This is a genomic window from Sphingomonas sp. TZW2008, assembly GCF_002117915.1.
Taxonomy (GTDB): domain Bacteria; phylum Pseudomonadota; class Alphaproteobacteria; order Sphingomonadales; family Sphingomonadaceae; genus Sphingomonas.
The window spans coordinates 66,873-89,627 of sequence record NZ_BDJB01000003.1 but is presented as its reverse complement, the minus strand read 5'-3'; the positions used below and the strand labels follow the sequence as shown (position 1 = coordinate 89,627).

General features: G+C 66.6%; 19 protein-coding genes. 7 read left to right on the top strand and 12 right to left on the bottom strand.

The features are described from left to right. Positions 1 to 3: 3 nt before the first annotated feature. Positions 4 to 435, bottom strand: a complete 432-nt coding sequence (gene rplK / locus B7L05_RS02135; protein ID WP_085808582.1) for a 50S ribosomal protein L11 — start codon at positions 433 to 435, stop codon at positions 4 to 6. Between the two features lie 137 nt (positions 436 to 572). After that, a complete protein-coding gene (gene putA, locus B7L05_RS02130; RefSeq protein ID WP_085808581.1) occupies positions 573 to 4,184 on the bottom strand; it encodes a trifunctional transcriptional regulator/proline dehydrogenase/L-glutamate gamma-semialdehyde dehydrogenase in 3,612 nt (1,203 codons plus the stop codon). A 109-nt stretch (positions 4,185 to 4,293) separates the two neighbouring features. Between putA and B7L05_RS02125 the strand changes: the two genes are divergently transcribed. Further along, a complete protein-coding gene (locus B7L05_RS02125; protein WP_085808580.1) occupies positions 4,294 to 4,764 on the top strand; it encodes an Lrp/AsnC family transcriptional regulator in 471 nt (156 codons plus the stop codon). 34 nt (positions 4,765 to 4,798) lie between these two features. Here B7L05_RS02125 and B7L05_RS02120 read toward each other — a convergent pair whose 3' ends face one another. Then, positions 4,799 to 5,011: a hypothetical protein gene (locus B7L05_RS02120; protein WP_085808579.1), complete on the bottom strand. Its 213-nt coding sequence runs from the start codon at positions 5,009 to 5,011 to the stop codon at positions 4,799 to 4,801. A 156-nt stretch (positions 5,012 to 5,167) separates the two neighbouring features. Here B7L05_RS02120 and B7L05_RS02115 point away from each other — a divergent pair, with 156 nt between their 5' ends. Next, entirely contained in the window at positions 5,168 to 5,359 is a 192-nt protein-coding gene (locus tag B7L05_RS02115; RefSeq protein ID WP_179187096.1) for a BrnA antitoxin family protein, read from the top strand. A 48-nt stretch (positions 5,360 to 5,407) separates the two neighbouring features. On the opposite strand, the gene B7L05_RS02110 is transcribed toward B7L05_RS02115, so the two are convergent. Beyond that, positions 5,408 to 6,652: an AAA family ATPase gene (locus B7L05_RS02110; RefSeq protein ID WP_085808578.1), complete on the bottom strand. Its 1,245-nt coding sequence runs from the start codon at positions 6,650 to 6,652 to the stop codon at positions 5,408 to 5,410. A 39-nt stretch (positions 6,653 to 6,691) separates the two neighbouring features. Further along, positions 6,692 to 9,607: an excinuclease ABC subunit UvrA gene (gene uvrA, locus B7L05_RS02105; RefSeq protein ID WP_085808577.1), complete on the bottom strand. Its 2,916-nt coding sequence runs from the start codon at positions 9,605 to 9,607 to the stop codon at positions 6,692 to 6,694. A 143-nt stretch (positions 9,608 to 9,750) separates the two neighbouring features. Between uvrA and B7L05_RS02100 the strand changes: the two genes are divergently transcribed. Then, positions 9,751 to 10,152, top strand: coding sequence for a hypothetical protein (locus B7L05_RS02100; protein WP_085808576.1), 402 nt, complete (start codon positions 9,751 to 9,753; stop codon positions 10,150 to 10,152). Positions 10,153 to 10,334: 182 nt separating this feature from the next. Here B7L05_RS02100 and B7L05_RS02095 read toward each other — a convergent pair whose 3' ends face one another. The 7 genes from B7L05_RS02095 to B7L05_RS02065 form a co-directional block, all read right to left on the bottom strand. Beyond that, positions 10,335 to 10,781: a PA2169 family four-helix-bundle protein gene (locus tag B7L05_RS02095; RefSeq protein ID WP_085808575.1), complete on the bottom strand. Its 447-nt coding sequence runs from the start codon at positions 10,779 to 10,781 to the stop codon at positions 10,335 to 10,337. A gap of 152 nt (positions 10,782 to 10,933) precedes the next feature. Then, the gene (locus tag B7L05_RS02090; RefSeq protein ID WP_144037087.1) at positions 10,934 to 11,362 is read right to left on the bottom strand and encodes a globin domain-containing protein; all 429 of its coding nucleotides are present in this window, start codon (positions 11,360 to 11,362) and stop codon (positions 10,934 to 10,936) included. A 449-nt stretch (positions 11,363 to 11,811) separates the two neighbouring features. Then, a complete protein-coding gene (locus B7L05_RS02085; protein WP_085808573.1) occupies positions 11,812 to 12,099 on the bottom strand; it encodes a hypothetical protein in 288 nt (95 codons plus the stop codon). Between the two features lie 114 nt (positions 12,100 to 12,213). After that, entirely contained in the window at positions 12,214 to 12,741 is a 528-nt protein-coding gene (gene moaB / locus B7L05_RS02080; RefSeq protein ID WP_085808572.1) for a molybdenum cofactor biosynthesis protein B, read from the bottom strand. A gap of 31 nt (positions 12,742 to 12,772) precedes the next feature. After that, positions 12,773 to 13,507, bottom strand: coding sequence for an enoyl-CoA hydratase/isomerase family protein (locus tag B7L05_RS02075; protein WP_085808571.1), 735 nt, complete (start codon positions 13,505 to 13,507; stop codon positions 12,773 to 12,775). Further along, complete coding sequence (locus tag B7L05_RS02070) at positions 13,504 to 14,373, bottom strand: 4-(cytidine 5'-diphospho)-2-C-methyl-D-erythritol kinase (protein WP_085809048.1); 870 nt, start codon at positions 14,371 to 14,373, stop codon at positions 13,504 to 13,506. The genes B7L05_RS02075 and B7L05_RS02070 overlap by 4 nt, the downstream gene beginning before the upstream one ends. A 310-nt stretch (positions 14,374 to 14,683) precedes the next feature. Further along, positions 14,684 to 16,345 carry an electron transfer flavoprotein-ubiquinone oxidoreductase gene (locus B7L05_RS02065; protein WP_085809047.1) on the bottom strand — a complete coding sequence of 554 codons (1,662 nt, stop codon included), beginning with the start codon at positions 16,343 to 16,345 and terminating at the stop codon, positions 14,684 to 14,686. Positions 16,346 to 16,473: 128 nt separating this feature from the next. On the opposite strand from B7L05_RS02065, the gene B7L05_RS02060 reads away from it, so the two are divergent. The 4 genes from B7L05_RS02060 to B7L05_RS02045 all read left to right on the top strand — a co-directional run bounded on the left by B7L05_RS02060 (position 16,474) and on the right by B7L05_RS02045 (position 22,466). After that, entirely contained in the window at positions 16,474 to 17,217 is a 744-nt protein-coding gene (locus B7L05_RS02060; RefSeq protein WP_085808570.1) for a uracil-DNA glycosylase family protein, read from the top strand. Positions 17,218 to 17,222: 5 nt separating this feature from the next. Then, complete coding sequence (locus B7L05_RS02055; RefSeq protein ID WP_085808569.1) at positions 17,223 to 19,013, top strand: lytic transglycosylase domain-containing protein; 1,791 nt, start codon at positions 17,223 to 17,225, stop codon at positions 19,011 to 19,013. 605 nt (positions 19,014 to 19,618) lie between these two features. Next, positions 19,619 to 20,707 (top strand): recombinase RecA, encoded by a 1,089-nt coding sequence (gene recA, locus B7L05_RS02050; RefSeq protein WP_085808568.1) that lies wholly within the window; start codon positions 19,619 to 19,621, stop codon positions 20,705 to 20,707. A gap of 928 nt (positions 20,708 to 21,635) precedes the next feature. After that, complete coding sequence (locus tag B7L05_RS02045) at positions 21,636 to 22,466, top strand: trans-aconitate 2-methyltransferase (RefSeq protein WP_085808567.1); 831 nt, start codon at positions 21,636 to 21,638, stop codon at positions 22,464 to 22,466. Positions 22,467 to 22,755: the final 289 nt, after the last annotated feature.

Genomic DNA, 22,755 nt, shown 5'->3' with positions numbered 1-22,755 from the left:
GGATTAGCCCTCCACAACCTGGAGGCCCATCGCGCGAGCGGAGCCTTCGATGATCTTCGTTGCTGCGTCGATGTCGTTGGCGTTCAGATCCGCCATCTTGACCTGCGCGATCTCGCTGAGCTGCGAGCGCTTGATCGTGCCCGCCGAGGTCTTGCCCGGCTCCTTCGAGCCCGACTTGAGGTTCAGCGCCTTCTTGATGAGGAAGGTCGCCGGGGGCGTCTTGGTCTCGAAGCTGAACGAACGGTCCGCATAGACGGTGATGACGGTGGGGAGGGGCGAGCCCTTCTCCATGTCGGCCGTCTTGGCGTTGAACGCCTTGCAGAATTCCATAATGTTGACGCCGCGCTGACCAAGCGCCGGGCCGATCGGCGGCGATGGGTTGGCGGCGCCGGCGGGCACCTGCAGCTTGATATAGCCTGTAATCTTCTTCGCCATGTCACTCTCTTTAAGTTTAGCGGTTCATGCGGACACGTGGCAGCGCCCTCCCGCAAGCGTTCCAGTTGTCTGGAAGCCGGCGCGCTTAGCGGAAGGGCAGCCGAAAAGCTAGAACGTTCGCACGCGTGTGTACCGGCTCACGTCATCGCCATCAGGCTGGCGTTTCCGCCGGCCGCGGTGGTGTTGATCGAGGTGGAGACTTCCTCGACGAGCCACTGCGTGCGGTAGTCGTTCGCCTGGGTGAGGACGATCGGGCCGTCGAGCGCCGCCACCTGCTGCTGTGCGGTGCGCACGCGCGATGCGTCGCCCTCGATCAGCGCGCCGGCATAGGGGCCCTGGCGGGTCCAGTCGGTGGTCCACTGCACGCGCGCGGCGATCGCGGCGGGGAGGTCAGTGCGCGCCGCAGCATCGACGACGAGGTCGTTGCCAGTCGCGAGCCCCGCCGCGAGCTGCGCCACCAGGCCCTGCGGCGTTTCGGGCAGCAGCAGGATGCGGCCACGCGGGTGGAGCGCGTAGAGGTTGCGCTCGCCGACCGGGCCGTCGAGCTCCGCCTCGGCGCCGAGCAGCGCGGTCGCCGCCACGTCGCGCACCAGCGCTGCGCCGACGGCGTCGCCCTGCGCGTCGAACCATACCGCGAGTTCGCGCGCTGCGGGGTCGGCGACGGTGGAGCTGATCGCGGGTGCCGTCACCGGATCGTGCACCAGCCGGCCGAGGTAGAGCGGGCCGCCCGCCTTGGGGCCGGTGCCCGACAGGCCGCGGCCGCCGAACGGCTGGACGCCCACCACGGCACCGATGACGTTGCGGTTGATGTAGAGGTTGCCCGCCTTCACCCGCGCGGTGACGTGCGCGATCGTCTCGTCGAGCCGGGTGTGGAGGCCGAAGGTGAGGCCGTAGCCGGTGGCGTTGATACGATCGATCAGTGCGTCGAGGTTGCTACGCTTGAAGCGGATGACGTGGAGGACGGGGCCGAACACCTCGCGCTCGAGGTCGGCGAGATCCTTCAGCTCGATGATGGTGGGGGCGACAAAGGTGCCGTGCGACGTTTCCTCGCCTGGCGGGAGCGATTCGACCTTCGCACCCCGACCGCGCATCGCGGCGACGTGATGCTCGATCCCGGCCTGCGCCTCGGCGGTGATGACCGGGCCGATGTCGACCGCCAGTCGATCGGTGCGCCCGACGCGCAGTTCGTGGAGCGCGCCGCGCAGCATCGTCAGGATGCGATCGGCGACTTCCTCCTGAAGGCAGAGGATGCGCAGCGCCGAGCAGCGCTGGCCGGCGCTGTCAAAGGCGGATGCGATGACGTCAGCCACCACCTGTTCGGCCAGCGCGGAGCTATCGACGATCATCGCGTTCTGGCCGCCGGTCTCGGCGATCAGTGGGATCGGCGTGCCTTGGGGGGAGAGGCGGGTGGCGAGCTCGCGCTGGATGAGGCGGGCGACTTCGGTGGAGCCGGTGAACATCACCGCCGCGGTCTCGGGTGCGGCGACAAGCGCGGCGCCCATCGCGCCGTCGCCGGGAAGCAGCTGGAGCGCGTCGGCGGGGATGCCGGATTCATGAAGGATCGCAACGGCTTGCGCGGCGACCAGCGGGGTTTCCTCGGCGGGCTTCGCCAGCACGGTGTTGCCGGCGACGAGGGCGGCGGCGATCTGGCCGGTGAAGATCGCGAGGGGGAAGTTCCAGGGGCTGATGCATGTGACGGCACCTAGCGGGCGGTGCGACGGGCCGAGGGTGCGGCGCGCTTGATCGGCATAATAACGCAGGAAATCAATCGCTTCGCGCACTTCGCCGATGGCGTTGGGGACTGATTTTCCGGCCTCGCGCACGATCAGGCCGATCAGTTCGGGCATGCGCGCCTGCATCGTTTCGGCGGCCAAATCGAGCATTTTTGCGCGATCCGAGGGGGCTTTTTGGGACCAAATGGGGGCAAAACGAGCGGCAGTGCGCGCCGCGGCGGCGGCCTGTGCGGGCGATGCCTCGACGACGGTGCCAACGATGTCGCGGTGGTCGGCGGGGTTGCGGACGGGGCGCGGGGTGCCCTGGCCGTCGGCGGGGGCGGCGTGCCATTGCGCGTGCGCGGCGGCCTGCATCGTTTCGGCCAGCGCCGCCAGCGTGCGCTCGTCGGCGAGATCGAGGCCGGCGGAGTTGCGGCGATCGGGGTAGAGATTGGCGGGGAGGGCGATCGCGGCGTGCTTGTGCCCCGGCGTATCGGCGGCGCGGACGATCGCGACGGGATCGGCGACGAGATCGGCAATCGACACCTCGGGATCGGCGATGCGGTTGACGAACGAGCTGTTGGCGCCGTTTTCGAGCAGGCGGCGGACGAGATAGGCGAGCAGCGTCTCGTGCGTGCCGACGGGGGCGTAGATTCGGCACGGGCGGTTCAGCTTATCGGCGCCGACGACCTCGTCATACAGCGGCTCGCCCATGCCGTGGAGGCACTGGAATTCGTAATCGCCGAGCGCGAAATCGGGGCCGGCGAGCGCGTAGATCGTCGCCAGCGTCTGCGCATTGTGCGTGGCGAATTGCGGGAACACCGCGTCGCGGTTCGCGAGCAGGCGGCGGGCGCAGGCGAGGTACGACACGTCGGTGTGGATCTTGCGCGTGTAGACGGGAAAATCGGCCTGGCCGTCGACCTGCGCGCGCTTGATCTCGGCATCCCAATAGGCGCCCTTGACCAGCCGGACCATGATGCGGCGGTTCGCACGGCGGGCGAGATCGACGATCCAGTCGATGACAAACGGGCAGCGCTTGCCATAGGCCTGGATGACGAAGCCGAGGCCGTTCCAGCCGGCGAGGTCGGGATCGGTGGCGAGGCTTTCGAGCAGATCGAGCGACAGTTCGAGCCGGTCGGCCTCCTCCGCATCGATGTTGAAGCCGATGTCATAGCCCTTGGCGATCAGTGCGAGCGCGCGGACCCGGGGCAGCAGCTCGTCCATCACGCGGGTCGCCTGCGCGCGGGCGTAGCGCGGGTGGAGCGCGGACAGCTTGATCGAGATGCCGGAGCCGGCATAGACGCCGCGGCCGGCGGACGCCTTGCCGATCGCGTGCACCGCGGTCTCGTAATCGCGATAATAGCGGTCGGCGTCGGCGGCGGTGGTCGCAGCCTCACCCAGCATGTCGTAGCTGTAGCCGAAGCCGCGCGCCTCGAGCGGGCGGGCGCGCTTCAGCGCCTCGCCGATCGTCTCGCCGGTGACGAACTGTTCGCCCATCATGCGCATCGCCATGTCGACGCCGCGGCGGATCACCGGCTCGCCGGCGCGCGCGATGAGCCGGGTGAGTGCGGCGGCGAGGCCGCGATCGTTGACGCTGTTGGTCAGCTTGCCCGTCACCACCAGCCCCCAGGTGGCAGCGTTGACGAACAGCGAGCGGCCGTCGCCCATGTGGCTGCGCCAGTCGCCGCCGGCGATCTTGTCCCGGATCAGCGCGTCGCGCGTCGCATCGTCGGGGATGCGCAGCAGCGCCTCGGCGAGGCACATCAGCGCGACGCCCTCCTGGCTGGACAGCGCATATTCCTGCACCAGCCCTTCGACGCCGGTGCCCTTATGCTTGGCGCGCAGCGCGGTGATGAGGCTGGTGGCGACCGACAGCGCCTTCGCCTTCACATCATCGGGGAGCGTCGCCTCGTCGAGCAGCGGGGCGAGCGCCTCGGGCTCCGGCCGACGCGCGGCAGCGGTGATCGCTGCGCGCAACGGGGTGGCGGGGCGGATCGGCGGGGCGAAATCGGCGAACAGCGGGGGGAGCGAGGCCATGAGCGGTTCCGGCAAGGAGGGGCCGCCGATATATAGGTGATGGCGCGCAGGCTTTCCGACTTATCTCGGAGCGTGAGCGCGGCCGTTTCGCCTTTAGGGAAGCAGATCGATGGACGAATTTCCTGCCGCATCGCAAGAGCTCGACGCGTTCGACCGGCGGATCATCGCGGTGCTGCAGGGTGAGGGGCGGCTGTCCGTCACCGACCTGGCGCAGCGCGTGGGACTATCCAAGACGCCGTGTCAGGTGCGGCTGAAGCGGCTGACCGAGCGCGGGGTGATCCGCGGGTTTCGCGCGATCGTCGATCCCGCGCGGCTGGGGCAGGGGCATGTCGCGTTCACCGAGGTGAAACTGTCCGACACGCGCGAGGCGGCGCTGGACGCGTTCCGCCGCGGCGTGCTGGCGATCCCCGAGGTGGAGGAATGCCACATGATCGCGAGCCATTTCGACTATCTGCTGAAGGTGCGCACGGCGGACATGCGCGCGTATCGCGCGGTGCTGGGCGAGCGGATCTCGACGCTGCCGCACGTGTCGAGCACGTCGACCTATGTGGTGATGGAGACGGTGCGCGAAATGGGGTGAGCGGCGCGGGGGCGGCCGGCGAGCGGCCGGCGCGCTACCAGCCGCGCTCGAGCCGCCGCCGGTCGCGCGCGATCTCGCGAAACAGCCGGTCGGTCGCATCGCGGTTCGCGGCGACATCGGGCGGGGTTTCGGTGCGCGTGCCGATCAGGCCGCGGTCGACCAGCGACTGCCAGTGGCGGACGGCATCGACGTGCGGATCGGTGATCGGGCCATCGGTGGCGATGGGGAGGGGGATCGGATGCGGCATCGGTTTCGTCCTCGCAGATGGTTGCTGGACGGGGGAGTTATACCGAAACGGGGGATGTAGGACAGCGCGCGCCGCAAGGCTGTAGCGCAGCTACAGCCAAGCGCATCCGGCGCGCGCCCGGCCAGCGGCGCCCAAGCGCCGACTGACGACGCGGCTTTGCCGCGGCGGGGCTTTCGATGCAGCGCAGTAGAGAAGGTCGGGCGGCCGGCCTCAGGCTATCTCGGACCGAACGGCGTGATGCGCGGCCGCCCGCCGCTGCGCGGTGCGGCGAAGCGGCAGGTGGGGCCGCGGCTCGATCCCAACGTGATCGAGACCTTTCGCGAGAGCGGGCAGGGGTGGCAGGCGTAGATGAACGAGGCCCTGCGCAAGGCTGTGGTGTTGTGAGGCGTCGATCAGCTAAGAGGCATCAACTGTCTTGATCACTCGGTTTTCGGTGTCCCGCTGTAAACCTGCTCGAATCACCATTTTCAATTTGGGGGATACAAAGCGATACGCATTATTTTTTGGGGTTTTTCTTATTAATGGATTTTCAGCTTTCGCAAAAGATGCAAGCATTTGAGGGAGATTAAGATTGATACCATCATCAACATCAAACTCTTCTCGAACGATTTTCTCGATGTCGGAATGCTTAAAGTCTTCTTTTTCGACCTTTCCAAGACTGTAGATAACCTGATTTTTTCTGCCGAGCTTGGTTTCGATCGAGTTCATTAAATTTTCAATTACGCCTAAGTCTGAGGAAAACGACTCCTCAAGCCACTTTTTTTCCGCTTTTAGAACAACGTCCGATGATATGAGCCCATTATTTCGTTCAGCTTCAAGCGCTATCTTTAAACAAAGCTCATGTATTTGTTGCGCTATTCGATCAGTTTTCCAGCAGACCTCTTTGTAAAGGTCCTCCTTTTTTAGATCGAAGCTATATCCGAGTTCTTTCTCAAAGCCCCTAGCCATCAACGACGTTGCCTCCGTCAAAGTCATTCGGGCAACCTCTGGAATTTCAATCAGACGATTTGCGATAGTCGCCGCATTTCCTACCTTTGCGACAAGCTGCTTCAAATCTCTAGGTACGCCGACGATAAGAAGCTTTACTCCGTGCTTCGCAATAGACTCTTCATCAGCAGATATTATGATACTTGCAACTGACTTCAAAAAATCATGATTATCAACAATCTGCTCAAAGTTATCTAAGACAAGAACAGATCTATTGCCTTTAGCTTGTTTGTTGAGATGAGATACGAGCAATCCGAACGAACTTTGTGTGGCAATCTGGATTTGAGTCTGCTGCTTTCCTCCCGCGCCAATGCCCCCGGGGCGGAAGCCAACGTCGACTTCTTCCATACGTGAAGATCGCCGCTCTCCGCCAAGTTCCGCGACCTTAGCATCGAAAGCGTTGATTAGGGAGCCATGAAGAACGGCATTGGCCAAATTTACGACCTGAAAAGGTATCTTCTTTCGCGCCAACACGCGCTTAAACAGCCAAGTCTTGCCGTTTCCGCTTTCACCATGAACAATTACATACTTATCACCTTTAAGAGCGTCTTCCAAACGCTCCTCAAGTTCCGGTCGATCAACGTACATGCGTTCATTGATCTCGCGCGAGCGCGGCGTGAATACGTTGTTAGGCTGGACCTTTCCAATGATCATGCATCTGCCCCCATCGTTACTGAGTGTGTAGCGCAGTAATCACTCCGCCGCCACAGCCTCCCGCTTCCCCAACAACGGCGCGAGATACTTCCCCGTAAAGCTCCGCGGTTCCGCCGCCACAACCTCCGGCGTGCCTTCGGCGACGATCTCACCGCCCTTGACGCCGCCTTCCGGCCCGAGGTCGAGCACCCAGTCGGCGGTCTTGATGACGTCGAGGTTGTGCTCGATCACCACCACGGTGTTGCCCTGCTCGACGAGTGCGTGGAGCACTTCGAGCAATTTGCGCACGTCCTCGAAGTGGAGGCCGGTGGTCGGCTCGTCGAGGATGTAGAGCGTGTTGCCGGTGGCTCTACGGGCGAGTTCCTTGGCGAGCTTGACGCGCTGCGCCTCGCCGCCCGAGAGGGTGGTCGCCTGCTGGCCGACCTTGACGTAGCCGAGGCCGACCTCGACCAGCATCGCCATCTTGTCGCGGATCGGGGGGACGGCCTTGAAGAACTCCGCGGCGTCCTCGACCGTCATGTCGAGCACGTCGGCGATGCTGTGGCCCTTGAACTTCACCTCGAGCGTCTCGCGGTTGTAGCGCGCGCCGTGGCACACGTCGCACGTGACGTAGACGTCGGGGAGGAAGTGCATCTCTATCTTGAGCAGGCCGTCGCCCTGGCACGCCTCGCAGCGGCCGCCCTTGACGTTGAACGAGAAGCGGCCGGGCTTGTAGCCGCGCGCCTGCGCCTCTGGCAGGCCGGCGAACCAGTCGCGGATCTGGGTGAAGGCGCCTGTATACGTCGCCGGGTTCGAGCGCGGGGTGCGGCCGATCGGCGACTGATCGATGTCGATCACCTTGTCGAGATGCTGGAGCCCGGAGACCTTGTCGTGCTTGCCGGCGAGGATGCGCGCGCCGTTCAGCGCGCGGGCGGCGGCGGCGTAGAGCGTGTCGATCGTGAAGCTCGACTTGCCCGAGCCCGAGACGCCGGTGATGCAGGTGAAGGTGCCGAGCGGGATCGACGCGGTGACGCCCGTCAGATTGTTGGCGGTGGCGTTGTGCACCGTCAGCTTCTTGCCCGAGCCCTTGCGGCGCTTGGCGGGCACGGGGACTTCGCGGGTGCCGTTCAAGTAATCGGCGGTGACGGAGCCCTTTGACTTGAGGAGTTGCTTGAGCGTGCCCTGCGCGACGATGCTGCCGCCGTGGACGCCGGCGCCGGGGCCCATGTCGATGACATAGTCGGCGGTGCGGATCGCGTCCTCGTCATGCTCGACGACGAGCACGGTGTTGCCGAGATCGCGCAAGCGGCGGAGCGTGGCGAGCAGCATGTCGTTGTCGCGCTGATGCAGGCCGATCGAGGGCTCGTCGAGGACGTAGAGGACGCCCGACAGGCCGCTGCCGATCTGGCTGGCGAGGCGGATGCGCTGGCTCTCGCCGCCCGACAGCGTGCCCGAGGTGCGGTTGAGGTTGAGATAGTCGAGGCCGACGTTGTTGAGGAAGCCGAGGCGCTCGACGATCTCCTTCAGGATACGCTCGGCGATGGCGCGCTGCTGGTCGTTGAGGTGGCTCGGCAGGTCGGTGAAGAAGGCGAGCGCGTCGACCACCGAGAGGTGCGTGGCGTGGCTGATGTCCTGCATCGCGACCTTCACCGCCAGCGCTTCGGGCTTGAGGCGGGCGCCGTGGCACACCTCGCACGGCTGCGAGGACTGGTACTTGCCGAGCTCCTCCTTCATCCACGCGCTCTCCGTTTGAAGCATACGGCGGTTGAGGTTGCCGATGACGCCTTCGAACGGCTTCTTGACGTCGTAGCTCTTCTTGCCGTCGATGAAGGTGAGCGTGATGGGCTTGCCGCGGGTGCCGTGGAGGATCGTCTGGTGGACTTCCTCGGGCAGGTCGGACCAGGGGGTGTCGAGGCTGAAGCCGAACTCGCGCGCGAGGCTGCCCAAGACCTGCATGTAATAAGGCGAGGGCGGGTTCGATTTCGCCCAGGGGACGACGGCGCCCTTCTTGATCGTGAGCGCGTGGTTGGGGACGACGAGATCCTCGTCGAAGATCAGCTTTTCGCCGAGGCCGTCGCACGCCGGGCAGGCGCCCTGCGGCGCGTTGAAGGAGAACAGGCGCGGCTCGATCTCGGCGATGGTGAAGCCGCTGACCGGGCAGGCGAACTTTTCGGAGAAGACGATGCGGTTGGCGGGGATGCCGGCATTCTTCATCGCGCCGCCCGACGCCGCCTCATCCTCGCGACCGGGGACGACGCCGTCGGCGAGGTCGACGTAGGCGAGGCCCTCGGCGAGTTTCAGCGCGGTCTCGAAACTGTCGGCGAGGCGCGTCGAAATGTCGGCGTTTACCGCGAGGCGATCGACGACGACCTCGATGTCGTGCTTGTACTTCTTGTCGAGCGCGGGGGCTTCGTCGATCTCGTGGATCTCGCCGTCGATGCGCACGCGGGTGAAGCCCGCCTTCTGCCACTCGGCGAGTTCCTTGCGATACTCGCCCTTGCGGCCGCGCACGACGGGGGCGAGCAGGTACAGCCGCGTCCCCTCGGGCAGCGCCATGACGCGGTCGACCATCTGGCTGACGGTCTGCGCCGCAATCGGCAGGCCGGTGACGGGGGAATAGGGGATGCCGACGCGCGCCCACAGGAGGCGCATGTAATCGTAGATCTCGGTTACTGTCGCGACGGTGGAGCGCGGGTTGCGGCTGGTGGTCTTCTGCTCAATCGAGATCGCCGGCGAGAGGCCCTCGATATGATCGACGTCGGGCTTCTGCATCAGCTCGAGGAACTGGCGCGCGTAGGCCGACAGCGATTCGACGTAGCGGCGCTGCCCCTCGGCATAGATGGTGTCGAAGGCGAGCGAGGACTTGCCCGAGCCCGACAGGCCGGTGATCACCGTCAGCGTATCGCGCGGGATGTCGACGCTCACGTCCTTGAGATTGTGCTCGCGCGCGCCGCGGACGGAGATGTGGGTCAGCATGGGGGGAGTTCTACTTCCGTTCCGGTCGGGAGGATAGGCCGGCAATGTAGGAAGCGAGGCGCGGGGTTGCCAGCGACGCACACGCCGGTGAACGACTTGGCAACGCTTCCGAGGGTAGCGTGATCACCGACTGAGGTGGACCCATGTACAAGATCGTCGTCGATCGTGCCCATGCGCTGGTGAAGATCGAGATGGAGGGGATGCTGAGTGTCGCGCAGGCGGACGCGCTGGTCGGCGAGCTTATCGCAAAGATAACGGCGGCACGACTGGACCGCTATGCCCTGATCCTCGACGTGTCGCGCTGCCCGGTGCAGGCGCAGGACATGATCGCCGCGATGGGGGGGCATCTGACGAAAATGCGGAACGCGCACGCGCTGGGGATCGTGACCGGCACGATGCTGGTGCGGATGCAGGTGCGGCGGATCTTCGACCAGCCGTTCACGCGCTTCACTGCGACTTACGACGAAGCGCGGGCGTGGGTTCTGTCCGGGATCGAACCCACCGCGCGTGCCGTGCCGCCGGGCGGTATCGCTGTGGCCAGCTAAACCTAAAGTCGCCGTGTACGACCGGCAGAACGGTACACCGCCGTTTCATGATAGATGAAGTGGTCGGGCCTAAGCCGGGATATTCGATCATGACCGCATAGCGGGAGCCGGTGATCCGGGAGCCTGTGTCGTCAGCAAGGCGCGCCCGGGCGGATCGACCGATCCGCCCAGACGCTGACCGTTCAGGCGATCGAGTGCTTGAGCGCGCTCATCTTGTCGTGGCCTTCCTTCACCGAGCGATAGGCATCGCCGATCGCGGTGGTGGTGGCGGGGGAGAGATCGGTGTCCTTCATCGCGGTCTCGAACTTCTCCTTTATGAAGTCCTCGCCGCGCTCGACCTCCTGAATGATCGCCTTGTCGTCCTTGCCGGTGAACGCCTGCTTCAGATCCATGAAGGTGCGGTGCGCCGCGGCGAGGACGCTCGAGTCGGTCTCGGGTTCGCCGCCGAGGCTGCGGACCTGTGCCTGAAGATCGCCGGCGACCTTGCTGCGATCGCGCGCGAAATCGGCGAACATCGTCGCGAACTGCGTATTCTCGGCGTCTTCGGCCGCGTCCTCATAGCCCTTCATGCTGTCGAGCGTGGTCTTGATCAGGCCGTTCAGCACGGAAACGTCGTGGTCGGTGGTCATCGGTTACTCCTTACTGGAGGCCGGTGAACGATCGTAACCTGCTTTAGTCGCAACACCGGGCAATCGGCCGGCGGCGGTGAGGCGTCGTACAAGCTCGACAAATCGCTTCGCGGCCCTAGCAGATGCTTCCCGCTTGCATCCCGGACCGTTCTTTACGCCTGCGGATAGGCTTCGCGGATCATGATCCTGGCGGTATCATCGTAGAGCATCTGCCACGCGGCGCGGGTCTCCGCCGTGAAGCCGCTGCCGGACATCTCCGCGAACGTTTCGATCAGCACGTCGCCTACTAGTGGGTAATGATGCGCTTGGTCACCATAAGCGACGTGCCGCCGGGCAAGATCGGCCAGCGTGGCGTGGAGCGCGGGGAACCGATCGAGCGCTTCGACGAGCGTGTCGATCGTCCGGCGGAAGGCCCGACTCTGGTTCGTCAGGTCGTCCGGGAAAAGCGCCCGGGCGAAAGGATGCTGATGCAATAGCTTAAAGTATAACCGCTCCGAATAATCTTCGGCCATTTGCGAAACGAGCCGGTAGTTCTCACGTATCAAGGCGCGTTGATCGAGAGACAACCACAAGGGCTTCACCTCGTTAGCTCAAGGGTTCATGGAAGAACTTAGAACACACTATGGCTGGCGGGACAATAGGACCGGCCGGCCAGTTTTCCCAGCGCATGGCGAGAACGCTTTTAGACTTGACGTTCCGGCTCAGCCAGTTGAAGCAGACGATACGGCTGACGTACGCGAACGGTCGAGGCGGGACACGCGCTGATCGCTTCTGCCCGGGATCCGGCATCGCGGCGGATACGGGATCCGCAATCGATGCGGTCCTGCTCGCAGGCAAGCCTATCCAAGGTTCAGATTTCAACGATCGTGGACCTGTTCAGCGTCGGGTCCCGAACAATTCATACGTCGATGCGGCCGCAGCGGCCGAGCGCGGGATGTGCGCGACAACGCCGGCACGGGTGCGGCTGTCGTGGGAAGCGGACGTGACCGACGGGCCGGCCGCGATACGCGCTGCCGGCCCGCGGTGCTGGTTACATCTGGTTGATGACGGCGCCGGCCTGGTTCTCGACGCGCGCATCGTCGTTGTCGTCGGCCTTATCGGCGGCGTCTTCGCCCACTTCGCGAACGTTGTCGGCGCGATCCTCGAGCGCGTCCTCGACCGCTTCGTTGCCGGTGCGGTCGGCCTGATCCTCGAGCGCGTCGGCCTTGTTCTCAGCCATCGATTCGATGTTGTCGGCGGCGCGATCGTCGGCGTTGCCGCCGCACGCGCCGAGCGCGAGCAACGTGGCCATGCCGGCGGCCTTGAGTGCGATACGCATAATCTGTCTCCCTGTGACTTTCCGTCTTTGCGATCGGTCGCCCTAAATGATCCGGCGGCGCAACGAGTTCCCGCGGGCAGGTGATGCCGGCGGTTCGGCGCTCGCGCAGGCGGTTCAGTGCTCGCGCAGGCGGGGCATCAGCTCGACAAAGTTGCAGGGGGTGTGGCGGCTGTCGAGCTGCGTCGCGAGGATGCCGTCCCACCCGTCCTTCACCGCGCCGGTCGAGCCGGGGAGCGCGAACAAATAGGTACCGCGCGCGACGCAGGCGCAGGCGCGCGACTGGACGGTGGACGTGCCGATCGACTGGAAGGAGAGCCAGCGAAACAGCTCGCCGAAGCCGGGGATCATCTTGTCGGCGACGCGCTCGATCGCCTCGGGCGTGACGTCGCGGCCGGTGACGCCGGTGCCGCCGGTGGTGACGATGCAGTCGATACCCTCGTCATCGATCCAGGCGTGGAGCTGTGCGACGATCGCGTCGACGTCGTCGCGCAGGATGCGGCGATCGGCGAGCGTGTGGCCGGCGTCGATCAGCCGCTGCACCAGCGTGTCGCCCGAGCGATCCTCGGCGAGGCTGCGCGTGTCAGAGACGGTGAGCACCGCGATGCGGACGGGAATGAAGCGGCGGGTCTGATCGATCGGCATCGCGCCGCTATCGCCCGGGCGGCGGCGCGGTTCAACCGGCCGATCGATCGGGACCCGTACGATAGCGCTGCGTTGCGGCGGCGAAGCGTGGGCTGGCAAAACTGTCCTCGAACGCCTGCGCGTGCGCGGGATCGGCGGGGTCGGCAAGCATCGCCTTGAGCGTGCGCAGCGCAGCGGCGTCGTTGGCGGCGATCTGGTCGACGGTCTGCGCGGCGGCCGCGGCATCGTCGGCGAGGATGTCGACGAGGTTGATGCGCTGCGCCTCGGCGGCGTCGATGCGCGCGCCGGTGAAGAGCAGGCGCGCGGCCTGCGCCGAGCCGATGCGCTGCGCGAGACGCGCAACGTCTTCGGCGGGATAGGCGATGCCGAGCGCGGCGGGGGGCACGCCGAAGACGGCGGCGGGGGTGGCGACGCGCATGTCGGCGGCGAGCGCGAGCGCGACGCCAGCGCCGAAGCAGCCGCCGTCGATCAGTGCGACGACGGGCATCGGCAGCGCGGCGAGTGTATCGATCGCGGCGCGCATCGCGATCCGGAAGGGCGCGCGCCGCTCGGGTGCGTCGGCGAGGTGCGCGAGATCGCCGAGATCGGCGCCTGCGCAGAAGATGCCGGGGGTGGAAGAGGCGAGGACGACGGCCGTGGTGTCGCGCGGGATGTCGGCGATCGTGTCGGCGAGCGTCTGCCAGTCGGCGGTCGCGAGCGCGTTGCGGCGATCGGGACGGTCGAGCGTGAGGCGCGCGATCGCGCCGTCCTGCGCGAGGCGGATCATACTAGCGTGGTGGCGAGCTGCCACCAGTCGGGATGGGCGGCGGTGATCGCGGCGGCGGCGGCGCTCGCCTGTGCGGGGGTCTCGAACAGCGCGAAGCACGTCGCGCCTGAGCCCGACATGCGCGCGAGCGTCGCACCCGGCTGTGCGGCGAGGCGGGCGATCACCGTGTCGATGACGGGCGCCAGCACGCGGGCGGGCGGCTCGAGATCGTTGCGGCCGGCGAGCGGATCGGCGGGGTCGAGCGGCCCGCGATCATGCCCGTCCCAGCCGGCGAACACTGCCGCGGTAGAAACGGCGACGCCGGGATTGACGAGCAGCACCGGCGTGCCGGCGAAAGCGTCGAGCGCGACCAGCGCGTCGCCCTTGCCGGTGCCGAATGCGGTGCGGCCAAGCAGGCAGGCGGGCACGTCGGCGCCGAGGCCGGCGGCGACGGCATGAAGGCGGGGATCGTCGAGGGCGACCGCGTGGCACCGGGCGAGCGCGCGCAGCGTCGCGGCGGCATCGGCCGAGCCGCCGCCGATCCCGGAGGCGACGGGCAAATTCTTCTCGAGCGTGATCGCGTAGCACGCGTCGATGCCGAACGCGCGGCGGAACGCATCTGCGGCGCGGGTGACGAGATTGTCGGCGGGCCAGGCGGCCGCGTCGGACGCGTCGAGCGCGGCAGCGAAGGGGCCGGTGACGACGAGGCGGTCGGTAGGGGCGTCGGCGAGCGTGATCGTATCGCCGTCGCGGCAGAAGACGAACAGCGTCTCGAGATCGTGGTAGCCGTCGTCGCGGCGGCGGCGGACGTGAAGCGCGAGGTTGAGCTTCGCCGGGGCGGGCTCGACGATCGCGGCGTTGGCGGCGGAGGGCCGGGGGGTGGTCATCCTATCGGCCAGCATTCGAAGACCGGCGCGATCCGGCGTGCGGAAGGCCTCTCCTTACGGACGCCCGACCTGACGCCTGTGGGATCGTTTCCACCGTCTGAGGTCCGGGCGAGCGTAAGGCTGCTCGGGGCGGCAGGATGATCGATTTCTTCATCGACTGTGTAACCGCTTGTTCCCATCGCGCTGCGATTGCACGTGGAGGCGACCGCACGACGAACGCGCCGATCGTCGATGAACGCCGCGTGCCCGCCGCCTCGTCGCCGCCGCATAACGACAGGCAGCGGCGATGGGCAACCCAGCGGGACTGCAATCACATATTGGGATAGTTCGGGCCGCCGCCGCCTTCCGGCACCACCCAGTTGATGTTCTGCGTCGGGTCCTTGATGTCGCACGTCTTGCAGTGGACGCAGTTCTGCGCGTTGATCACGAACTTGGGATCGCCGGTGTCCTCGCCGACGATCTCGTACACGCCGGCCGGGCAGTAGCGCTGCGCCGGTTCGTCGTACATCGGCAGATCGTATTCGACTGGGATCGACGGATCCTTGAGCGTCAGGTGGACCGGCTGATCCTCCTCGTGATTGGTGTTCGACAGGAACACCGAGGAGAGGCGATCGAAGGTCAGCACGCCATCGGGCTTGGGATAGTCGATCTTCGACACCAGATCCTTGCGCCACAGCGTCTCGTGATCGGGGTGATGCTTCATCGTGAAGGGCATCTTGAGGCCGAGATATTCCGCCCACATCGTGATGCCGGCGAGCCCCGAGCCGAGGAAGTCGCCGAACTTCTTGACCAGCGGCACGACGTTGCGGACGATCGACAGCTCCTTCTTCACCCAGCTAGTCTCGAACGCCGCGGGATAGGCGGTGAGCTCGTCGTGCTGGCGCTGCGAGATGACCGCCTCGACCGCGGCTTCTGCCGCCATCATGCCGCTCTTCATCGCGGTGTGCGTGCCCTTGATCCGCGGCACGTTGAGGAAGCCGGCGCTGTCGCCGATCAGCGCGCCGCCCGGGAAGACGAGCTTGGGGATCGACTGGAGCCCGCCGTCGCTGATCGCGCGCGCCCCGTAGCTGACGCGCTTTCCGCCCTTGAGAATCTTCGAGATCTCGGGATGCGTCTTCCAGCGCTGCATCTCGTGGAAGGGCGAGAGGTGCGGGTTGGAATAGTTGAGCCAGACGACGTAGCCGAGGCTGACCTGGCCGTTCGCCTGGTGATACAGCCAGCTGCCGCCGTTGGTGCCTTCGGTCTCGCTGGTGGGCCAGCCCTGCGTGTGGATCACGCGGCCGGGGTGGTGCTGCTCGGGATCGATGTCCCACAGCTCCTTGATGCCGATGCCGTAGACCTGCGGATCGCTGTCGCGCGCGAGATCGAACTGGCGGATGATCTGCTTCGACAGATGCCCGCGGCACCCTTCGGAGAAGAAGGTGTATTTGGCGTGGAGCTCGAGGCCCGGCTGGTAATCGGGCTTGTGCGTGCCGTCGCGCGCGACGCCCATGTCGCCGGTCGCGACGCCCTTCACGCTGCCGTCGTCGTTGTAGAGGATCTCTGCCGCGGCGAAGCCGGGGAAGATCTCGACGCCGAGCTCCTCCGCCTTGCCGGCGAGCCAGCGGCACATGTTGCCGAGGCTGCCGGTATAGGTGTTCTTGTTGTGGAGGAACGGCGGCGTCCACAGGTGCGGCAGGCTGAACTTGCCCTTCTTGGTCAGCACCCAGTGGAGGTTCTCCGTCACCGACACCTCGGCCATCGGGCAGCCGTCCTCGCGCCAGTTCGGCAGCAGCTCGTCGAGCGAACGCGGATCGACCACCGCGCCCGACAGGATGTGCGCACCGACTTCGCTGCCCTTCTCGAGCACGCAGACCGAGATCTCGGCCTCTTTCTCCGCCGCGAGCTGTTTCAGCCTGATCGCCGCCGACAGGCCGGCAGGGCCCGCGCCAACGATCACAACGTCATACGGCATCGACTCGCGTTCGCTCATCATTCTACTCCATCCGCCGGCGTCGATCTGGAAACGCGCGCGATCGAGCGCACGCCGGCAACGTCCCGTCCCCATCGGCTGTCGAGCGAATTGACCGCTTCGTCAACCATTGCGCTAATGGATATGGGATGGGGGCCGATCAAAACCATAACTGGCAGGCACTTGCCGACAGCGCGCTCGAGTGGTGGCGCGACGCCGGCGTCGACACGCTGGTGGGCGACACGCCGTTCGCATGGCTGAGCGAGGAGGCGGCGCGCGAGGAAGCCGTAGCGTCACCGGCGGCGCGCGCTGGCGCGGCGCCGGCCAGCGCGCCGCTTGCCGCCACCTTGCCCGCGACGGCGGAAGAATTTCTGCGCTGGCGCATCGGCGAGGCGGCGCCCGAAGCGGGGTGGGGCGGGGCGCTCGTCGCCGCGTCCGGCCCGGTCACGGCCGACCTGATGGTTCTCATCGACTGTCCCGAGCGCGACGCGGGCGATTCGCTGCTTGGCGGCGCAGCCGGGCGGTTGTTCGACCGGATGCTGGCGGCGATCGGCCGCAGCCGCGACGACGTGCACATCGCCAGCGTATGCGCGCGCCGCCCGACGGCGGGGCGGATGCCGCGCGATCTGGAGGCGCGACTGGGTGAGATCGCGCGTCATCATGCCGGGCTCGCCGCGCCGAAACGGCTGCTGGTGCTGGGCGATGCGGCGAGCCGTGCGATCCTGTCGGCGAACGTCATGGCAGCGCGCGGCGGTTTACACGTACTTAACCATGACGGCGGAAGAGTGACCGAGGTCGCCGCGAGCTTCCATCCGCGCATGCTGCTCGAGCGGCCGGCGCTGAAGGCAGAAGCGTGGAAGGACCTGCAGTTGCTGATCGGGGGTTTATCGTGATCCGAATGTTGCTTGCTGCCACCGCGCTGGGCGCGATGACGCCGGCGATTGCCGCGGCGCAGAGCGCGCGACCGGCCGAGGCCGCGACGCCCGCGGCGCCGGCGCAGCTCTCCGCCACGCAGCGCGAACAGTATCGCGCCGTCTTCGCCGCGATCCGCGACAGCCGCTGGCAGGACGCGCAGCTCGCGCTCGACGCGATGGCGCCGGGGCCGCTGCACAGCTACGCCCGCGCCGAACTGTACACGGCCAAGGGATCGCCGCGCGTCGAGCTCGAGCCGCTCGTCCGGCTGCTGACCGAGGCGCCCGAACTGCCGCAGGCGGAAGCGCTGGCGCGGCTCGCCAAGGCGCGCGGGGCGGCGGAGCTGCCGGTTCTGCCGACTGCGCAGCGGCTGATCTGGCAGGACGGCGCACCGACGCGCGTGCGCGCCAAGGCGACCAAGAGCGACGCGATTGCCGCCGATCTCGCCCAGCGCATGACGCCGTACGTCAAGGGCGACATGGGGCGCGAGGCGGAAGCGCTGCTCGAGGAGACCGGCGGACTGACGCCCGAGGCGGAGACCGAGTGGCAGTCGCGCATCGCGTGGATCTATTTCCTGCAGGGGCTCGACGGCGATGCGCGCCGGATGGGCGACAAGGCGGCGCGCGGCCAGGGCGACTGGGCGACGCACGCGCGCTGGACGTCTGCGCTGGCCGCGTGGCGGCAGAACGACTGCGCGGCGGCGGGCGCCGGTTTCGAGGCAGTGGCGGCGCGCGCGGGAGACACCGACATGCGCGCCGCCGGCCTTTATTGGGCGAGCCGTGCCGACATGACGTGCGGCCGGCCCGACCGGATCGAGGCGCGGCTGAAGAACGCGGCGCAATATGGCGAAACCTTCTACGGCCAGATCGCACGCCAGGCGCTCGGCATGGCGAGCACGGCGACCAAGCCGCAACGCGTGACCAGCGACTGGGCGACGCTCGAGCGGCGCCCCAACGTGCGCGTCGCCGCGGCGCTCGCCGAGATCGGTGAGAACGACGCCGCGGACCAGGTGATCCGCCAGCAGGCGAAGATCGGCCCGGCGGCGGAATTCGCCAGCCTGGTGCGCGTGACCGAGCAGCTCGACCTGCCGGCGAGCGTGGTGTGGCTGGCGCACAATTGCCCGCAGGGTTTCGTCGCAACCGCCGACACGCGCTATCCGACGCCCAACTGGACTCCGGACACCGGGTGGCGCGTCGACAAGGCGCTGGTCTACGCGCACACGCTGCAGGAATCGGGGTTCCGCAACAAGGTGGTGTCCCCGGCGGGCGCTTATGGCCTGATGCAGATCATGCCGGCGGCGGCGACCGATTACATGCGCGAGCGCGGCATATCGGTCGACAAGAGCGCGCTGACGCGGCCGTCGACCAACATCGACATCGGGCAGCGCCATCTGGAAAAGCTGCGCGACATGGGGCTGACGCAGGGGCTGCTGCCCAAGGTGATCGCGGCGTACAATGCGGGCCCCAAGCCCGTCGGCGAGTGGAATTCGCTGGTGCGCGACAATGGCGATCCGCTGCTCTACATCGAAAGCATCCCCTACTGGGAGACGCGCGGTTACGTGGTGACGGTGCTGCGCAACTATTGGATGTACGAAGGGCAAACGGGGCGCCGCGCCTCCGCCAGCCGATCGGCGCTGGCGCAGGGGATGTGGCCGCGCTTTCCGGGGATGAAGGGCGAGGCGGCGGTGCGCATCGCCGGCCACCCCGCCGCTAACACGGTGGCGGTGAACGCGGCGGTCGCGCCGGGCGCGGGCACGACGGTGGCGAGCGCGCAATAGCGGAGAGGCTGTCGGCGCGGTCAGTGGCCAGTAACGCCGATCGCGCGGAAGTCATCGCCGAGGACACGATATATCGGTGGGTCTGTCGGGGGCCGTTCCATTCGACCGTAACGATGTGGCGAGCGGCGCTCGTCGAGCCGGCGACGTCGCTTATCCGATGCTCGCCCCAGCCGCTGTAAACGACGCGGCAATCGTCGGCGAGGGTCGACGCGGCGACGCTCTGGGCGCCTTTCAGTCGCGCCTGCGCGACGTCGAAGATCGCGAGTGCGATCCATTCCTTTCGCTGCGCCCCGCTCGGTGGAAGGCGCAGGCTCGAACAAGAGTGTAAAGCCAGCCCCGAAACGACAATCAGGGGTATGCTCTAGAAGCGAGAACCGAGGCGACGCTCTCGGCGCGCGCCTGTTCGTCATGCAACATCCGGCGCCGCTAGCACCGGTCGGTGTCGATGCGATACCGCACTCGTTGCAATTTCCGGTGTGGCGAACGAGGCTGAGCGATCAAGCGAAAAAACGCATGTTCGCCACTTGTTCCATGAGAACAAACGTAATACATGCTGGTTGCCGCGTTGAATGGTTCGCGCGCATGCTCTAGCGAAAGGGCTCTTCATGGCCGCCAATCTCAAGGTGATACCAGCTAACATGGCTAGCCCGACCGCAGACCGTCAGAGCGCGGACCGTCAAAAGGCGCTCGACGCCGCCCTCGCGCAGATCGATCGCGCCTTCGGCAAGGGCTCGGCGATGAAGCTCGGGCAGAAGGAGGCGATGAAGGTCGAGGTCGTGTCGACCGGCAGCCTCGGGCTCGACATCGCGCTCGGTGTCGGCGGGCTGCCCAAGGGGCGGATCGTCGAGATCTTCGGCCCAGAATCGTCGGGCAAGACGACGCTGGCGCTGCACGCGATCGCCGAATCGCAGAAGGCCGGCGGCATGGCGGCGTTCGTCGATGCCGAGCACGCGCTCGACCCGGCTTATGCCAAGAAACTCGGCGTCAACATCGACGATCTGATCGTGTCGCAGCCCGACACCGGCGAGCAGGCGCTCGAGATCGTCGACACGCTGGTGCGATCGAACGCGATCGACGTGCTGGTGGTTGATTCGGTGGCCGCGCTGGTGCCGCGTGCCGAGATCGAGGGCGAGATGGGCGACAGCCACGTCGGCCTGCAGGCGCGACTGATGAGCCAGGCGCTGCGCAAGCTGACCGGCACGATCAGCCGTTCGAACTGCCTCGTCATCTTCATCAACCAGATCCGCATGAAGATCGGCGTGATGTACGGCAGCCCCGAGACGACGACGGGCGGCAATGCGCTCAAGTTCTACGCCTCGGTCCGTCTCGACGTGCGGCGCATCGGCTCGGTCAAGGATCGCGAGGAGGCGACCGGCAACCAGACGCGCGTCAAGGTGGTGAAGAACAAGGTTGCGCCGCCGTTCAAGCAGGTCGAGTTCGACATCATGTTCGGCGAGGGCATCTCCAAGCTGGGCGAGATCATCGATCTCGGCGTCAAGGCCGGCCTGGTCGAGAAATCGGGATCGTGGTTCAGCTACGATTCGATCCGTATCGGCCAGGGGCGCGAAAATTCGAAGAACTACCTGCGCGAGAACGTCGAGGTTGCCGAGCGGCTCGAGAAGCAGATCCGCGGGCGCCAGGAAGGGCTCGGCGAGGAGCTGATGGCTGGTCCTAGCGACGACGACGACGTCTGAGGCGGCGCTGCCCGGCGTTACATGAAATGGGGCCGGTCGCCGCGCGCGACCGGCCCTTTTCATTTGCTCGAAGCCTGCGCGACAGGTGAAGCCGCGACGGTGCGAAGCGGGCGCCTCGCTCCCTTATGTTTCCCCTGACAATTCAGTCTTGCCTTTCAGGCTCCGCTGGGGTCGCATCGGGCATCGGGCATCGGGCATCGGGCATCGGGCATCGGGCATCGGGCATCGGGCATCGGGCATCGGGCATCGGGCATCGGGCATCGGGCATCCGGCATCCGGCATCCGGCATGGTGAGCTGGGATCGGGTGGGTGTTCGGACACGGTTACCTAAGGTGAAGCTATTCGCGCTGACCTTCCCCGGCTGGCCGCCGGCTATGGCGGGCGCCTATCTAGTCTGTTCTGCCGATCCGCTCCGGGACCGTGACTAGGGCGCCCGGGCCGGGGCTCGTTCGCTTCCGATGATTGGTTTGTTCGATATCGTGCGGACGATTGACTGCGCAGGAGCAGGTCTGGTTCGCGCCCAGAAGGCAGGGAGTGCGCACTAATCATTGCGGCGAGGAATAGCTGGGCGTCGGAAAGTTGGGGCGGCGTTACGATGTCCGTAAGCCGTGCGAAATCCCTCGACTACTTGTCGCGGCTATCCTGGCAGTGGCGTGTTCGCTCCGCGATCTTTGTGCGTGGGGCGGGGCAGGACCTCAAACATTTCGTCCGCGACCGCGCGCAAATCCGGCGTCGTAGGACTGTGTCGAGGACCCGCCTGACGCTTTCGGGATCGCGCGATGCGCGCCGGCTTCCGGATTGTCGATCTAGGCGACTGGCGGGTTGCGTCCGGTCCGAGTGATGGAGTCGTGCGGCATTGTCCGGCTGATCCTATCGCCACGGTACGCGATCGCTTATCGTGCCTGCATCAGCCTAAAGGAGTCGACGCATGACCACCGCACCCGAATGGCAGACGCGCGTGGGTGATGTGTGGGCGGCGGAGTGGCGGCGGACCGATCGAAGCTTCGCCGACCTGTCGCGGCTGCTCGACGCAGCTATCCTGAAGGTGGCGCCGGCGAGCGGCCGCGCGGTTGACTTGGGATGCGGGGCGGGGGTGACGAGCCTGTCGTTGGCATCAGCGCGTCCGCACCTCGCGATCGACGGGTACGATCTGTCGCCGGCGTTGATCGACGTCGCGCGCGAGCGCGCGGCCGAGCAGGAGGCGAGTAACGTCACGTTCGACGTTGGAGCGGTGCCGGCGGCGTTGGGGGACACGCCGCGCTACGACCTCGCCGTCTCGCGCCACGGGGTGATGTTCTTTGACGATCCGCGCTCGGCCTTTGCCGGCATCCGCGCGGCGATGACGCCGGGCGCCGCGCTCGTCTTCTCGTGCTTCCGCGCCGCTGCGGAGAACCCGTGGGCGGCGGAGACGATTGCGGCGCTGGGCGGCAGGCTCGATCCGCCGCGCGGCTATGCGCCGGGGCCGTTCGCATTTGCCGAGCGCGCGACGATCGTCGACCTGCTTACCGGGGCGGGCTTCGGCGACGTCAGTATCGCGGCGGCGGACTATCGTTACCGGGCGGGCGAGGGGCTCGATGCGGCGAGCGACGGCGCGGACTTCTATCGCCGGATCGGACCGGTATCGAAGGTGTTCGCCGCGGCGAGCGAGGCTGACCGGCCGGCGCTGACGCAGCGGCTGCGCGCGCATCTGGCGACGCACGTGCAGGGCGAGGTGCTCGACTTCCCGGCGGCGGCGTGGATCGTCACAGCGCGGGCGTGAGGCGGGCGATCGGCGCGTCGTTTAGGCGTTGGCGGGCGATAGGGTAAGTTGACCCGGCCGATTGCTAGCGGGGGGTAAGGCTTGGGCAGGCGATTGGCTTGTTGTCCCCGTCTTGGCCGGCCGCAGTGTAACTCGACTTTTGCGAGCCATAGCGGGGGTAAGCCTGTCGGTTTGCGCTGGGCAAGCAGCGACGCGGTGGCTGATCGTTCTGGCCGCTGGCGGGCTGCTTAGTGCTTCATGCTGGCGTTCGGCGACGCCGCGCGGCTAGGGCGGGGCGTACGCCCGGCAC

Bases quoted from the DNA above. Each gene is read 5' to 3' on its own strand.
- rplK (WP_085808582.1), bottom strand. From the start codon at position 435: ATGGCGAAGAAGATTACAGGCTATATCAAGCTGCAGGTGCCCGCCGGC.
- putA (WP_085808581.1), bottom strand. From the start codon at position 4,184: ATGGCCTCGCTCCCCCCGCTGTTCGCCGATTTCGCCCCGCCGATCCGC.
- B7L05_RS02125 (WP_085808580.1), top strand. From the start codon at position 4,294: ATGGACGAATTTCCTGCCGCATCGCAAGAGCTCGACGCGTTCGACCGG.
- B7L05_RS02120 (WP_085808579.1), bottom strand. From the start codon at position 5,011: ATGCCGCATCCGATCCCCCTCCCCATCGCCACCGATGGCCCGATCACC.
- B7L05_RS02110 (WP_085808578.1), bottom strand. From the start codon at position 6,652: ATGATCATTGGAAAGGTCCAGCCTAACAACGTATTCACGCCGCGCTCG.
- uvrA (WP_085808577.1), bottom strand. From the start codon at position 9,607: ATGCTGACCCACATCTCCGTCCGCGGCGCGCGCGAGCACAATCTCAAG.
- B7L05_RS02100 (WP_085808576.1), top strand. From the start codon at position 9,751: ATGTACAAGATCGTCGTCGATCGTGCCCATGCGCTGGTGAAGATCGAG.
- B7L05_RS02095 (WP_085808575.1), bottom strand. From the start codon at position 10,781: ATGACCACCGACCACGACGTTTCCGTGCTGAACGGCCTGATCAAGACC.
- B7L05_RS02085 (WP_085808573.1), bottom strand. From the start codon at position 12,099: ATGCGTATCGCACTCAAGGCCGCCGGCATGGCCACGTTGCTCGCGCTC.
- moaB (WP_085808572.1), bottom strand. From the start codon at position 12,741: ATGCCGATCGATCAGACCCGCCGCTTCATTCCCGTCCGCATCGCGGTG.
- B7L05_RS02075 (WP_085808571.1), bottom strand. From the start codon at position 13,507: ATGATCCGCCTCGCGCAGGACGGCGCGATCGCGCGCCTCACGCTCGAC.
- B7L05_RS02070 (WP_085809048.1), bottom strand. From the start codon at position 14,373: ATGACCACCCCCCGGCCCTCCGCCGCCAACGCCGCGATCGTCGAGCCC.
- B7L05_RS02065 (WP_085809047.1), bottom strand. From the start codon at position 16,345: ATGAGCGAACGCGAGTCGATGCCGTATGACGTTGTGATCGTTGGCGCG.
- B7L05_RS02060 (WP_085808570.1), top strand. From the start codon at position 16,474: ATGGGGGCCGATCAAAACCATAACTGGCAGGCACTTGCCGACAGCGCG.
- B7L05_RS02055 (WP_085808569.1), top strand. From the start codon at position 17,223: ATGTTGCTTGCTGCCACCGCGCTGGGCGCGATGACGCCGGCGATTGCC.
- recA (WP_085808568.1), top strand. From the start codon at position 19,619: ATGGCCGCCAATCTCAAGGTGATACCAGCTAACATGGCTAGCCCGACC.
- B7L05_RS02045 (WP_085808567.1), top strand. From the start codon at position 21,636: ATGACCACCGCACCCGAATGGCAGACGCGCGTGGGTGATGTGTGGGCG.